Source organism: Clostridium omnivorum (genome assembly GCF_026012015.1).
In the GTDB taxonomy this organism is placed as follows: Bacteria; Bacillota; Clostridia; order Clostridiales; family Clostridiaceae; genus Clostridium_AX; species Clostridium_AX omnivorum.
Genome location: NZ_BRXR01000001.1, coordinates 1,294,424 through 1,308,599, shown reverse-complemented (window position 1 = coordinate 1,308,599; position 14,176 = coordinate 1,294,424). Strand labels below are relative to the sequence as shown.

Here is a 14,176-nt window from a genome sequence, read left to right as displayed (position 1 = left end):
ATAATAAGATAATAATTATTATTTCATAGTTCTTAGCTGTTGACTTAATAGAAAAAATAGAATAAAATCTATATATAGATAAATACCTACCAGGGGTATATGATATTTATCCTTGGTTTTAGTGATAAGGATGTAAAAGTCTTAAATGGACTTTCACGGATAATAAGGAGGAAAAGCAAATGAAAGAAGTAACAGATAGCACATTTTTAGAAGAAATTAATGGTACTGGAGCACCAGTGGTAGTTGATTTTTGGGCACCTTGGTGTGGGCCTTGCAAGATGATTTCACCAATTATGGAGGAATTAGATTCAGAAATAGGCAGCAAGGTTAAATTTGTTAAAGTTAATGTAGACGAGAGCCCTCAGGTAGCTCAAAAGTACAGAATTGCAAGTATACCAACTATAATGGTGTTTAAAAATGGAGTTCCAGTAGATAGCTTAATAGGTTTTAGACCAAAGCAAGCCTTAAAAGAAGTTATAGAAAGACATATATAAGCTAGGTAAGAGGTAAGAAGTAAGAGGTAAAAGTGAAAAGCTTACTTCTTACTTATTATAGTAAATGAGGTGTGAATATTGGATAACAGGTATGATATAGCTATTATTGGAAGTGGGCCTGCAGGAATTTCTGCTGCTATAAATGCTAAAATAAGAAACAAAAAAATAATCCTATTTGGAAGCAAAGATTTAAGTGCAAAGCTCATTAAGGCACCGAAGATAAATAATTATCTTGGTTTTTATAATGTTACAGGAGAAGAACTTAAAAATCAGTTCCAAAGGCATATGGATTCCATGGGCATAGAGATTGTAAATGAGAGAATAAATAATGTTTATGCAATGGGAGACTATTTTACACTTATGGTAAATGAAAAAATGTATGAGGCAACAACTGTGATTTTAGCTACAGGTGTAGAATACACAAAACCCCTAAGTGGAGAAGAAAAGTTCCTTGGAAGGGGAGTGGGGTATTGTGCAACCTGTGATGCACCTCTTTACAAGGGAAAGATAGTAACTATAGTTGGGTATAACAAAGAAGCAGAAGAGGATGCAAATTACGTATCTGAGCTGGCTGCAAAGGTATATTACGTTCCAATGTATAAGGGAGAATATAACCTTAGAAGTGAGATACAGATTTTGCAGGATAAACCTGTGGAAATACAAGGCGATAATTTTGTTTCCAAGTTAATACTTAAGGAAAATGAAGTAGATACTGATGGAGTATTTGTTCTAAAGGATAGTGTACCACCAGCTCAATTGGTACCAGGTTTGGAAATAGAAGAAGGTCATATAAAGGTAGATAGATTAATGAAAACAAATATACCTGGATGTTTTGCTGCAGGGGATTGTATAGGAAAGCCTTATCAATATATAAAGGCAGCAGGAGAAGGTCAAATTGCAGCTTTGTCAGCAGTATCATATTTGGATTCTTAAATAACAAAATCCTCGGTTTAATAAAACCGAGGATTTTGTTATTTAAGGAATATTATTTTACAGCAAAAAATACATGATTTCCTATAGACTTAACATTTTTCTTGTTAATATTTTTCATCCAGCTGGAAGTGGCAATTTTCGGGTTGTAGAAAAACAGTGCCTTTCCTGTTGGATCTTTGCCTTTTAGTGCGTCAAGTACAGCATTGTAACTTGCTGGATCAGGAACAATGGTTATTTCACCATTTCTGATACAGGAAAATGCATTTTTTTGCATTATTACGTCCTCTACAGACTTTGGAAATTGATTGCTTTGTAACCTATTAAGTATTACTGAAGCAACAGCAACCTTACCTTCATAAGGTTCAGCTCTGCTTTCTGCACATACCACCTGAGCCATTAGATAAACATCCTGGTCTGTAATTGGAATTTTCCTATCATTCACACTGAATACTTGAACCGCTTGAACTTCTTCTTTATATAAATCTGCCTCGTCTTCATAACTTACTAGTGCTTTTGCATTATAACAAGGCATAGCTAAAACTATGCTCAAACAAAAGCATATAATTGAACTTTTTTTCATTAAATTTCCTCCTTTTACCTACGGGGTTAGCTGACGGGTTCGGTAAAGGCATAACCTACGCATGATAAATTGCGATTCACCCCAAAAAAGTGGTTTCCCCGTGTTTAATAAACTTCGGTCATAGGTATTTTAACCAATTTATAAAAAATAATACGAAATAATTAATAAACTTTACAAAAAATGAAAAAATGTCCTGAGACTAAAATTATAGACTCAGAACATTTCAATTATTACGTATTACTTCTTACTCCTTAGTTATTAACTACTATTTAACATTATTAGTTTTAAAATCAGCATAAAGCTTCATAAAATCATTATAGGACTTATCTCCCTGCTGAAGATTACTGCTAGAGGTAGCATAAATTGAGTTTAAAAAGTCTTGACTTGGTTTACCTTTTGAGGCTTCTTCTTTTTCTATTGTCAAAGCATATTTAAAGTTCTTTAGATATTCATCATAGTTATCAAGCACATTCTTAAAGATTTTATAGGTAGATGAAGCCTTTTGTGGAATTGTAATGCTTGAGAAAGCCTTTTGTATCTCTTGAAGCTTATTATAATTATCATCTACTTGTGATAGTACTTCATCATAACTCCCACTGCCTGCTCTAACTTTAGCTACGTTTGCACTTAAATCCACCTTTACAGCAGTTAGCTTGGACAATATTGCATCCATGTTATTCATAAATTCTAAATTTACACTTTGCTTAATATCATTATCCCTATTTACTTTTACCATATCAGTAAAATAGGATATTATTGTTTCCATTGTAGTTGAGGCATCTGTAGGAAAAGAAGCAGATGTATTTTTAATACTTATTAAGGAATATGCCTGAACACAATTGTTCTTGTACTTTTTTAAATCCTCTAGTGCATTTGCAACGTCCTTGCTTTGAGAATTAGCAAAGATGGCTTGTACTTGTTTATACATGAGGATATTGTTATTTAGCCCTTCTAAAAGGCTTGCATGTGCTTTAGAATATTTTTCAGTAGGATTAATTCCGTTAATTTTATCCTTTTCCTTTAGTAATGAATCTACTTTAGAAGGTAGTTCTTTTTTTACTTTATCAGGGTCAATGCTGTTTTCCTTATTAAAAGCAGTAATAGATGAATTTATCTTGTTTATATTATCTATTTCTGTTTTAATAGACTTTTCATAGGCGCTTAATGACTTGTTAACAATAAAGTAATAAGTTCCATAGAAAACTCCGGCTATTATTGCTAGTATTAGTATTATAATCCCTAATGTAGTCAATATTTTTTTTGTTTTTGCTTTCAACTAATTGACACCCCTTTTGAAAAATAATATTATAATTATTCTATTATATCATAAAAAATTCCTTCAAATATCTGTAAAAACAAATTAAATTAATTAATAATTTCTATTTAATACTATACTATAAAAATAATAATGGTGTATAATTGTTAATATGGTATTCTGGTTAAGGGGTGAAAAGCTTGGCACAATTTTTTAATATGCTAATTAGCACTATTAAAGGCTTAAGTCCTTCAGCAATTTTGGATATAGCCGTGGTCTCATACATATTTTATAAAGGTTATATGCTTATAAAAGAAACAAGAGCAGAGCAACTTTTGAAAGGGATACTGTTAATTGCAGCACTTATTCCAATAAGTAGTCTTTTACAGCTCAATATGCTCTACTGGATTTTAAGCAATACTATAACCATAGGAGTAATAGCAATCATAATCATATTCCAGCCTGAAATAAGAAGAGCTTTAGAGCATTTAGGCAGAAGCGCATTTAGCGATAGGCACATCATGGAAGATGATGAAATTATGGATAAGGTAATAACTGAAATAGTAAATGCAGTTGAGAATTTATCAGCTACAAGGACAGGGGCCTTGATAGTAATAGAACAGACAACAGGTCTTGGTGAAGTTATTGGTACAGGAACCAAGCTTGATGCAGTTGTAACTTCAGCACTGCTTGAAAATATTTTTGTGGTAAATACACCACTGCATGATGGTGCTACTATAATAAGAAATGATAGAATAGTTGCAGCAGGTTGTTTCCTACCGTTAACTAATAATAATGACATAAGTAAATCTTTAGGTACAAGACATAGAGCAGCACTTGGTATATCCGAGAACTCTGATGGACTTATTATTATTGTATCAGAAGAAACTGGTACAGTATCTCTTGCAGTTAATGGAAAGCTTACAAGGAGATATGATAAAGACAGACTTAAGGATATACTTATTAGAATAATAAAAAGCAGACAAAAATCAAAGCTTACATATAGAGAGAAGGTGAAGCTATGGATCAAAAAAATAAGTGGCTAATTAAAATAACCTGTGTAATTGCTGCTTTTGGACTATGGCTTTACATTTCAAACATCAATGACAACCAGATAAAGTATGAGGTAAAGTCAATTCCTGTAGAACTTATTAATACTGATGCTTTAGCTCAATCAAAGATGAAAATACTGCCAGGACAGCAATTTACTATATCTGTTTATGTGAAAGGGAAACCTGCAGATATATATAAGATAAAGCCACAGGACTTTAAAGTAATAGCTGACATGGGAGAATATGTAGTTCGAAAGGGAGAAAATAAAATACCTGTAAGAATTACAGATCATCCTGAAAATGTACTTGTATTAAATAGTGATACTTTAGTATTAAAGGTAGAGTTGGATGATTTAATTCAAAAGACTTTTCCTGTAGTTGTAGATTTGGATGTTAAAGCAAAAGATGGATACTATGTATCTTCAAATTACACAAGTAAGCCTACAGATGTAATAGTAAACGGGGCTGCTAAATATGTAAATCAAGTTGCAAAGGTAGTGGCAAAAGGCACTGCAAAGAACGTTGATGCAGATATAAACTTAAGCGTTCCTTTTCAAGCACTTGATGCATCAGGAAAAGTTGTTTCTGATGTAGATATATCTCCAAAGCTTGCTGAAATTTCTGTGTCAGTAAAGAAAACTAAGACTGTAGGAATAAACATAAAGACAAAGGGAAATATAAGTAAAGATATGGTGCTTAAAACTCTTATTGCTACTCCAGATAAGGTAGATATAGCAGGTGCAAATATAGATGGTATAAGCTCGCTTGATACTGAACCAATTGACCTTGCTGCTCTGACACCTAATAAGGTAGTAACAGCTAAGATAATATTACCGCAGGGGGTAACTCTATTAAATAGTGACCAAACTGTTAAAATAAAAGCAACTATAGATAAGATTATTTCTAAAAGCTTAACCTATGATATTGCAGTTAAAAATTTAAGTGATACTTTGACAGCTACAATTGATAATCCGAAATTATCACTTACAATATCAGGCATAGAGGCTCAAGTCAACGCTCTTAAGCCGGAAGATATAACTTGCAGTGTAGATGTTAATAACCTGCCTGAAGGAGAGCATAACCTAAATGTAAATGTTACGGTTCCTGATGGGATAACAAAGGTATCCTCTGCTCCTCAGAGTGTAAAGGTAACCTTGAAAAAGAAGACTCAATAATGTATAAAATAGCTTTTAAACCCCGCTTTGTATAAAGTGGGGTTTTGTACGAAGGGAGAAATTTAATGTCTATTAGAATTAACAATATAATACTTAATATAGAAGAAGATATGGAACTAGTAAGAGAAAAAGCTGCAAAGAAGCTTAGAATATCAAATAATGCTATAAAGGAATTTAAGATTTTAAGGGAATCTGTAGATGCAAGAAAAAAGGACAATATTAAGTTTAATTATTCTGTAGAAGTTAGCTGCGATAATGAAGAAAGATTAGTTCAAAGAGCTGATGATAAAGATGTAAAGCTAGAAACTGTGGAGTATAATGATGAATTTTCATATGGGCATAAATTATTCAATCATAGGCCGGTGGTAGTAGGCATGGGTCCTGCAGGTATGTTTGCAGCACTTCTGCTTGCAAGAAAAGGCTATAAGCCAATTATAATTGAAAGAGGTCAGCAGGTGGATGAGAGAACTGCCTCCGTGGACTTATTTTGGAAAACAGGAACTTTAAATTTAGAATCAAATGTACAATTTGGTGAGGGGGGAGCAGGCACCTTCTCAGATGGAAAACTTACAACAAGGATAAAGGATACTAGATGCGATTATGTATTAGATGCTTTTGTAAAAGCAGGAGCTCCCAAGGAAATATTATATTCAGGAAAGCCCCATGTAGGAACTGACATTCTAAAAACTGTAGTAAAAAATATAAGAGAAGAGATTATTAAACTGGGTGGAGAAGTACGCTTTAGCAGTAAACTAGAAGATATAAAAATAAAAAGTGGCAAACTGCACAGTATAATAGTAAATGAAAATGAAATTCCTTGTGAGGCTCTTGTGCTAGCTATTGGTCACAGCTCAAGGGATACTTATAGTATGCTTAATAAAAGGGGAGTTACATTAACTGCAAAACCTTTTGCAATAGGTGTGAGAATAGAGCATTTACAAAGTCTTATTGACGAAAATCAATATGGAAAATTTGCGGGACATCCAAGACTTAAGGCAGCTGATTATAGACTTACCTATACTAGTGAAAAACTAAATAGGTCTGTATACAGCTTCTGTATGTGTCCAGGAGGAGAAGTTGTAGCTGCAGCTTCTGAAGACAAAAGACTTGTAACTAATGGCATGAGTTATTATAAGAGAGATAAAGAAAATGCAAACTCAGCCTTAGTTGTCACTGTAGGACCTAATGACTTTGATGGGTGCAGTCCACTAAGTGGAATGGAATTTCAGAGACATTATGAAGCACTAGCTTATAAACTTGGTGGGGGAAACTACTGCGCTCCAGTTCAATTGGTTGGAGATTTTTTAAGGGATAGACTAAGCACAAAAATAGGTAGAGTAAATCCTACTTATACTCCTGGTTATGAATTCAAACAGCTTTCAGGCTGTCTGCCCCCTTACGTAATTGACGCCTTAAAAGAAGGTATTGTTAATTTTGATAGAAAAATCAAAGGCTTTGGGGCAGATGATGCTGTACTCACTGGAATAGAGACTAGAACCTCTGCTCCAGTACGAATAGAAAGGAATGAAAACTTGCAAAGTTCAAATATTTACGGTTTATATCCTGCAGGCGAAGGGGCCGGGTATGCAGGAGGAATCATGTCGGCAGCGGTTGATGGGCTAAAAATTGCAGAAAGCATAATGAAAGAATGGGCTTCAATAGATTAATTTTTTGAAATGTTGCAAAGTATATAGAAAATTTGTTAAAATGTAATTGTACAATGTTTTTTATTTTTCATTATGAAGGAAATCTGCCAAAATACGAAATAGTTGTTGCAATCGATTTTGTTGAAATTTTCTGTAGTGAATTTAATAATTGGGGCTAAAATTATTGTTGTGTAGATTTATCATTAATGAAGTGCATCATAATAATTAAGAAAGTAGGATGGGGAAATGAGTATAAAAGGTTATGTATTAGTTATAAACCCAGGCTCAACTTCTACTAAAATTGCACTGTTTGATGGGGCAGGGGAATCAAAGGTTACAAATTTATCTCATAGTACTGAAGAAGTTAAAAGGTACGAGAGAGTTTATGATCAAAAGGAAATGAGAACAGAAGTTATACTTAACTGGCTAAAGGAACAAGGAATACAAATAAGTGAACTTTCAGCAGTAGTAGGCAGAGGTGGACTTTTAAAGCCTATGCCAAGTGGTACATATTTAGTAACTGAAAAAATGCTAGAGGATTTAAGGTTAGCAGAGCAGGGAGAGCACGCTTCTAATTTAGGGGGCATTATAGCTCACAGTATTGCGATGCAGGCTAATATACCTTCTTTTATTGTTGATCCTGTAGCCGTAGATGAATTTGAAGAGGTGGCTAGGATTTCAGGTCTGCCGCAGCTTCCAAGAAAATCACTTGTACATGCCTTAAATATAAGGGCTGTTACAAGAAGAGTATGCAATAAACTAGACTTGAGTTTTGAAAATAGTTCCTATGTAGTAGCCCATCTTGGAGGTGGCATGTCCATTGCTCCAGTGTATAAGGGAAAAATCATAGATGTAAATAATGCTAATGAGGATGGACCTTTTTCTCCAGAAAGAGTGGGTGGCCTTCCAGTTGGCGAAGTAGCAAAAATGGCCTTTAGTGGAGAGTATACTTGTGCGGAGCTAAGAAAAAAGCTTCTAAGAGAAGGCGGACTCACAGCTTATTTAGGCACTAATGATGGAAGAGTAGTTAATAGGATGATAGATGAGGGAGATAAAAACGCAGAGCTGATTTTAAAAGCAATGGCTTATCAAATAGCAAAAGAAATTGGAGCTATGTCAATTGCACTTAGAGGTAAGGCTGATGCGATAATCTTAACTGGTGGACTTGCCTACAATAAAAAGATTGTAGATTGGGTAACAGAAAGAGTAAGCTTTATAGCACCGGTAGAGGTTGTACCAGGAGAAGATGAAATGCTGGCACTATATGAAGGTGCAATAAGAGTACTTAACGGTGATGAAAAAGCTAAGATATATGAGAAAGAAATATTAATATAATGACATGGGAGGAATTACGTTATGAAGAGTTTTCAAGAGGTTTTAGAAAAAGTAAAAAACAATGAAATGAAAAAAATTGCAGTAGCAGCAGCTCAAGATGAACCAGTGCTAGAAGCTATAAGAGATGCTAAGGCATGTGGTCTTGCTGATGCAATACTTGTGGGAGATAAGGAGAAAATTGAAGCTATAGCTGATAAAATCCATTTTGATTTAACAGGCATCGAAATAGTTAATGAACCAGATGGAACTAAAGCAGCGTTAAAAGCAGTAGAACTAGTTTCTTCAGGTAAAGCTGATATGCTAATGAAGGGACTGCTTGAAACCTCAACTATACTAAGGGCGGTTTTAAACAAAGAAGTAGGACTTAGAACAGGAAAGCTTATGTCACATGTTGCAGTATTTGAGGTGCCAGGCTATGATAGACTATTATTTGTTACAGATGCAGCCTTCAATATGTATCCAGATCTAAAGGCTAAAATTGATATATTAAACAATGCGGTAAGTGTTGCAAAGGCAGTTGGAATTGAAACTCCAAAGGTTGCTCCAATATGTGCAGTAGAGGTAGTAAACCCAGATATGCCTGCTACAGTAGATGCAGCAATATTAACTCAAATGAACAACAGAGGACAGATTAAAGGATGTATAGTGGATGGACCTCTAGCAACAGATAATGCACTTTCAGAAGAAGCTGCAAAGCACAAGAAAATATCTGGTCCAGTAGCTGGAAAAGCAGATATATTGCTTCTTCCTAATATAGAAGCAGGAAATGTAATGTATAAGACATTATCTTATACTACAAATTCAAAAAATGGTGGAATACTTGTTGGAACTTCAGCGCCTGTAGTATTAACTTCAAGAGCTGACAGTCCAGAGACTAAGATGCATTCTATAGCATTAGCAGCACTAGTTGCAAACCTTAATAGATAAGAAGTAATACAGGAGGGGATAGCAATGGCGTACAGATTATTAATTATAAACCCAGGCTCAACTTCTACAAAAATAGGAGTTTACGAGGATGAAAATCCAATTTTAGTAGAAACTTTAAGACATTCTTCAGAAGAAATCGGAAGATATGCTACAATAGTTGACCAATTTGAATTTAGAAAAGAAGTAATATTGAATGTTTTAAAGGAAAAAGATTTTGATATAAAAACCCTTAATGCAGTAGTTGGAAGAGGTGGACTTTTAAAGCCTATCGAAGGAGGAACCTACTCTGTAAATGAGGAAATGCTTAAAGATTTAAGAGTAGGTGTTTTAGGACAGCATGCTTCAAATCTTGGTGGTATAATTGCAAATGAAATAGCAAAATCTTTAAACATACCTTCTTTTATAGTAGACCCAGTAGTTGTAGACGAATTAGAGGATGTAGCAAGAATTTCTGGAATACCAGACATTAAGAGAATAAGTATATTCCATGCACTTAATCAAAAGGCAGTTGCTAAGAGATATGCTAAAGAACAAGGAAAAAAATACGAAGATTTGAATGTGATAGTTGCACACATGGGTGGAGGAATATCAGTAGGAGCGCACAAAAATGGAAGAGTAGTAGATGTTAACAACGCTCTTGATGGAGAAGGACCATTCTCACCTGAAAGGTCTGGAGGACTTCCAGTTGGAGATTTAGTTAAGCTTTGCTTCAGCGGCAAGTATACCTATGAAGAAATTAAAAAGATGATTACAGGAAAGGGCGGCTTGGTTGCTCATCTTAATACAAATGATGTAAGAGAAGTTTTAGCTGCAGCTAAGGCTGGAGATAAAAAGGCAAAAGTATTATTTGAAGCAATGGGATATCAAGTAGCTAAAGAAATAGGAAAATGTGCAACAGTACTTTCAGGAAAAGTTGATGCTATACTACTTACAGGTGGAATAGCATATGGAAAGGAAATTACTGCTTATATAAAAGAAAGAGTTGAATTTATAGCTCCAGTAGTAATATATCCAGGAGAAGATGAGCTGTTAGCATTAGCACAAGGCGGATTAAGAGTGCTAAATGGCGAAGAAGAAGCTAGATTATACAAATAACAAGCAAGCTTTGGACAGCTTAGTGTTATAATATTCTAAGCTGTCCTAATATAAAATAAAAAGCTTAGGCGGAAGGAGGTAAGTAGGTAATGAGCAGAATAAGAGTTTTTACTGGTCACTTTGGCAGTGGTAAAACTGAAATAGCAATAAATTATGCAATAAATTTAGCAAAGCAAGGTAAAAAAGTAGCAATTGTAGATATAGATATAGTTAACCCTTACTTTTGTGTAAGAGACATTAAGGATCACCTTGAATGTGAGTACAATATTAAGGTTATTGCCTCCAATCCACATTATTCAAATGCAGAACTGGCAGTAGTTCCTGCAGAAGTAATTGCAGTATTCAATGACAAATCCTATGATGTAGTTATGGACATAGGAGGAGATGACATGGGTGCTGTAGTGCTTGGTCAATATAATAGATACTTTAGAGAGGAATCCTATGAAATGTTCTTTGTTGTAAATAACAATAGACCTTTTACAAAGGATTCACAGGGAACTGAGGAATATATAAATGCAATACAATATTCTTCAAGACTAAAAGTAAGTTATCTTATATCAAATACAAATTTATCCTATGAAACATCAGTGGAGGATATATTGAAAGGTGATAGAGAGGTAGCAGAAGTTTCTGAAAAACTAGGTATACCGTACGTATATACTGTATGTAGAAGAGACTTAGTTGATGAAATTAAGGGCAAGGTGAAGGGTGAAATATTCCCTATTGATATATATATGAAACCACCTTGGAGATAGAAATTTTTTCTATCTGTAAAGGTTTGCAGCAGGCCTGTTTTAAATCCTTTGCTGCTGTACCAAAATTGGCTCAGAGCAGAAGCTTAAGTTATTTTTACAAAACTCAGGTAAAAGCTGCAAACAACGTAGTATGCAGAGCATATTGCAAACACAGTTAAACCCAAATTTAAATATTAGGAGGTAACACATTATGCCAAAAGTGACCTTTAGACAAGACAGATGCAAGGGCTGCGGGAACTGTATAGCAGTTTGTCCAAAGAAAATCATAAACTTTTCAGAAGGATTAAACGTTAAAGGCTATCATCCAGTAGAAATTACACCAGAAGATATGGAAAAGTGTATAGCCTGCGCTTCATGTGCTAGAATGTGTCCTGATTGTGTAATAGTTGTAGAAAAATAGAGGAGGGGACTTCGATGGGAGAAAGAGTATTAATGAAAGGAAATGAAGCTATAGGAGAAGCTGCCATTCAAGCAGGCTGCCAATGCTTCTTTGGTTATCCAATTACGCCTCAAACAGAAGTAGCTGCTTATATGTCGAAGAAAATGCCTAAAATAGGCAGAGTGTTTCTTCAAGCAGAAAGTGAAGTAGCTGCTATAAATATGATTTATGGTGCTGCAGGAAGTGGAGTTAGAGCATTAACATCCTCTTCAAGCCCTGGAATAAGCTTAAAGGCAGAAGGAATATCCTATATTGCTGGTGCTGAGCTTCCATGCGTTATTATTAACATAGTAAGAGGAGGTCCAGGCCTTGGAGGAATTCAACCTGCTCAATCAGATTATTTCCAAGCAACTAAAGGCGGTGCTCATGGAGACTTTAGCATGCCAGTATTTGCTCCAGCTTCAATTCAAGAAATGGTTGATTTAGTACAAGATGCTTTTGATGTAGCTGATATGTACAGAACTCCATGCATGGTTATGGGAGATGGAATGCTTGGACAAATGATGGAACCAGTTGAGTTTAAAGAAAGACCAGCAAAGAATATTCCAGAAAAAACTTGGGCAGCAAATGGTCTAAAAGGAAGAAAAAAGCATAATGTAATAAACTCATTATATCTTGATCCAGAAGGATTGGAAAAGCATAACTTAAAGCTTCAAGCTAAATATGAAGAAATAAAAAAGAATGAAGTTAGATATGAAATATACAATGTAGAAGAGGACACAGACTTAATCATAGTAGCTTATGGAACAACCTCAAGAATCTGCAAAAATGCAATAAAGATGGCAAAAGAGCAAGGAATAAAAGTAGGCTTAATAAGACCTATTACTCTATGGCCATTCCCAGTAGAAGCTTTTGAAAAGACTATAAATAGCACAAAACACGGATATTTATCAGTAGAAATGAGCTGTGGACAGATGGTGGAAGATGTTAGACTAGCTTCTAATGGAAGAAAGCCTGTTCACTTCTATGGAAGAACCGGTGGTATGGTTCCACAACCAGAAGATATTTTTGAGAAGGTTAAAGAAATAGTTGGGCTAAAATAGGCTCATAAATTAATTGATTGTAGCAAAAATTGCTGCTGTAAAAATAATTAGGGCTGATATAAGCCGATTGAATTAAGGAGGTAAAAAGGCTATGGCTATAGTATTTCAACCACCAGTATCATTATTAGATGTACCTACCCATTACTGTCCAGGCTGTACACATGGTGTTATACACAGATTAGTTGCAGAGGTAATGGATGAATTAAATATAATGGATAAAACAATAGGGGTAGCTCCAGTAGGATGCTCCGTTCTTGCATATGATTATTTTGCTTGCGACATGTTTGAAGCAGCTCATGGTAGAGCACCTGCAGTTGCAACAGGAATAAAAAGAACTCATCCAGATTCAGTAGTATTTACTTATCAAGGAGATGGAGACCTAGCAGCTATAGGAACAGCAGAAATAGTTCATGCTGCTACAAGAGGCGAAAAAATAACCTCAATATTTGTAAATAACTGTATTTATGGTATGACTGGAGGACAAATGGCTCCAACAACACTTCCAGGTCAAGTAACTGAAACTTCACCTTATGGAAGAGATGTTAATTTAGCTGGATATCCAATAAGAGTATCAGAAATGCTATCAACTTTAGAAGGTGCTTACTATATAGAAAGAGTTTCAGTTGATAGTGTTCCAAATGTTATAAAGGCTAAAAAGGCAATAAAGAAGGCTTTTGAATATCAATTAGAAGGAAAAGGCTTCACACTTGTAGAAGTTCTTTCAATCTGCCCAACAAACTGGGGATTAAATCCACAAGAGTCCTTCAAGTGGCTAAGAGAAAATATGATTCCTTACTATCCATTAGGAGTAAAGAAAGATAAGGGTGCGGAAGCTGAGAAATAGAATTTTTCTCAGAGCTTAAAAGAATATGAGGAGGTAATGAAATGGCTCAACAAGAAATTATCTTTGCAGGCTTCGGAGGCCAAGGTATACTTTCCATGGGAAAATTCTTAGCTTATGCTGGAATGGACGCAGGACTTAATGTTTCCTGGTTACCATCCTATGGTCCAGAAATGAGAGGAGGAACAGCTAACTGTTCCGTAATCCTAACAGGAGATCAAGTAGGATCACCTATAGTTGCTGACGCAGATACAGTAGTTGTAATGAATAGACCATCTTTAGACAAGTTTGAACACACAATAAAACCAAATGGTGTGTTAATTGTAGACAGTGATCTTGTAACTAGAATCCCAGATAGAAAGGATATACAAGTTATAAGTATTCCTGCTCAATCATTAGCTGAAGAAATAGGAAGCAAGACTATAGCAAACATGATACTACTAGGCGCACTAGTTGCAAAAACTGGCATAGTAAGCATGGATGACATACTTAAAGCTCTAAAAGATCACGGAAAAGAAAAATTCTTTGAAGCAAACAAAAAGGCTCTTGAAAAGGGTGCTGAGTTTGTAGCTTAGGGGATAGTAAAAAGCGGGGTGAATATACTCC

The 14,176-nt window shown here is 34.9% G+C and carries 15 protein-coding genes and 1 riboswitch; of the genes, 13 read left to right on the top strand and 2 right to left on the bottom strand.

The genetic code is table 11. The annotated features are described in order from the left end of the window. The first annotated feature begins 179 nt into the window (after nt 1-179). Nucleotides 180-494 carry a thioredoxin gene (gene trxA, locus bsdE14_RS05910; protein ID WP_264849033.1) on the top strand — a complete coding sequence of 105 codons (315 nt, stop codon included), beginning with the start codon at nt 180-182 and terminating at the stop codon, nt 492-494. Nucleotides 495-572: 78 nt separating this feature from the next. Further along, nucleotides 573-1,427 (top strand): NAD(P)/FAD-dependent oxidoreductase, encoded by an 855-nt coding sequence (locus bsdE14_RS05905; protein ID WP_264849032.1) that lies wholly within the window; start codon nt 573-575, stop codon nt 1,425-1,427. A 52-nt stretch (nt 1,428-1,479) separates the two neighbouring features. Here the strand turns inward: bsdE14_RS05905 and bsdE14_RS05900 are convergent, their stop codons facing one another. Both bsdE14_RS05900 and bsdE14_RS05895 read right to left on the bottom strand, forming a co-directional pair. Beyond that, entirely contained in the window at nt 1,480-2,007 is a 528-nt protein-coding gene (locus bsdE14_RS05900; protein WP_264849031.1) for a cell wall hydrolase, read from the bottom strand. A gap of 1 nt (nt 2,008) precedes the next feature. Beyond that, nucleotides 2,009-2,137: riboswitch (cyclic di-AMP (ydaO/yuaA leader) on the bottom strand. Between the two features lie 135 nt (nt 2,138-2,272). Next, a complete protein-coding gene (locus tag bsdE14_RS05895; RefSeq protein WP_264849030.1) occupies nt 2,273-3,283 on the bottom strand; it encodes a hypothetical protein in 1,011 nt (336 codons plus the stop codon). A 197-nt stretch (nt 3,284-3,480) separates the two neighbouring features. On the opposite strand from bsdE14_RS05895, the gene cdaA reads away from it, so the two are divergent. From cdaA to bsdE14_RS05840, 11 genes are all read left to right on the top strand, one after another. Next, complete coding sequence (gene cdaA / locus bsdE14_RS05890) at nt 3,481-4,308, top strand: diadenylate cyclase CdaA (protein WP_264852228.1); 828 nt, start codon at nt 3,481-3,483, stop codon at nt 4,306-4,308. Then, a complete protein-coding gene (locus bsdE14_RS05885) occupies nt 4,284-5,489 on the top strand; it encodes a CdaR family protein (RefSeq protein WP_264849029.1) in 1,206 nt (401 codons plus the stop codon). Before cdaA ends, bsdE14_RS05885 begins: the two co-directional genes overlap by 25 nt. A gap of 65 nt (nt 5,490-5,554) precedes the next feature. Continuing rightward, on the top strand, nt 5,555-7,156 hold the full coding sequence (locus bsdE14_RS05880; protein WP_264849028.1) for an NAD(P)/FAD-dependent oxidoreductase: 1,602 nt from the start codon (nt 5,555-5,557) through the stop codon (nt 7,154-7,156). Nucleotides 7,157-7,381: 225 nt separating this feature from the next. Further along, nucleotides 7,382-8,470, top strand: coding sequence for a butyrate kinase (gene buk, locus bsdE14_RS05875; RefSeq protein ID WP_264849027.1), 1,089 nt, complete (start codon nt 7,382-7,384; stop codon nt 8,468-8,470). A gap of 21 nt (nt 8,471-8,491) precedes the next feature. Then, nucleotides 8,492-9,397 carry a phosphate butyryltransferase gene (gene ptb, locus bsdE14_RS05870; RefSeq protein WP_264849026.1) on the top strand — a complete coding sequence of 302 codons (906 nt, stop codon included), beginning with the start codon at nt 8,492-8,494 and terminating at the stop codon, nt 9,395-9,397. A 24-nt stretch (nt 9,398-9,421) separates the two neighbouring features. Next, nucleotides 9,422-10,492 carry a butyrate kinase gene (buk, locus tag bsdE14_RS05865; protein ID WP_264849025.1) on the top strand — a complete coding sequence of 357 codons (1,071 nt, stop codon included), beginning with the start codon at nt 9,422-9,424 and terminating at the stop codon, nt 10,490-10,492. Nucleotides 10,493-10,581: 89 nt separating this feature from the next. Continuing rightward, nucleotides 10,582-11,247, top strand: coding sequence for a nucleotide-binding protein (locus bsdE14_RS05860; protein ID WP_264849024.1), 666 nt, complete (start codon nt 10,582-10,584; stop codon nt 11,245-11,247). Between the two features lie 190 nt (nt 11,248-11,437). After that, entirely contained in the window at nt 11,438-11,647 is a 210-nt protein-coding gene (locus tag bsdE14_RS05855; protein WP_264849023.1) for a 4Fe-4S binding protein, read from the top strand. A gap of 14 nt (nt 11,648-11,661) precedes the next feature. Then, nucleotides 11,662-12,729 (top strand): 3-methyl-2-oxobutanoate dehydrogenase subunit VorB, encoded by a 1,068-nt coding sequence (locus tag bsdE14_RS05850; RefSeq protein ID WP_264849022.1) that lies wholly within the window; start codon nt 11,662-11,664, stop codon nt 12,727-12,729. A gap of 91 nt (nt 12,730-12,820) precedes the next feature. Then, on the top strand, nt 12,821-13,573 hold the full coding sequence (locus bsdE14_RS05845; protein WP_264849021.1) for a thiamine pyrophosphate-dependent enzyme: 753 nt from the start codon (nt 12,821-12,823) through the stop codon (nt 13,571-13,573). A 41-nt stretch (nt 13,574-13,614) separates the two neighbouring features. Next, nucleotides 13,615-14,145, top strand: a complete 531-nt coding sequence (locus tag bsdE14_RS05840) for a 2-oxoacid:ferredoxin oxidoreductase subunit gamma family protein (RefSeq protein WP_264849020.1) — start codon at nt 13,615-13,617, stop codon at nt 14,143-14,145. Nucleotides 14,146-14,176 lie beyond the last annotated feature (31 nt).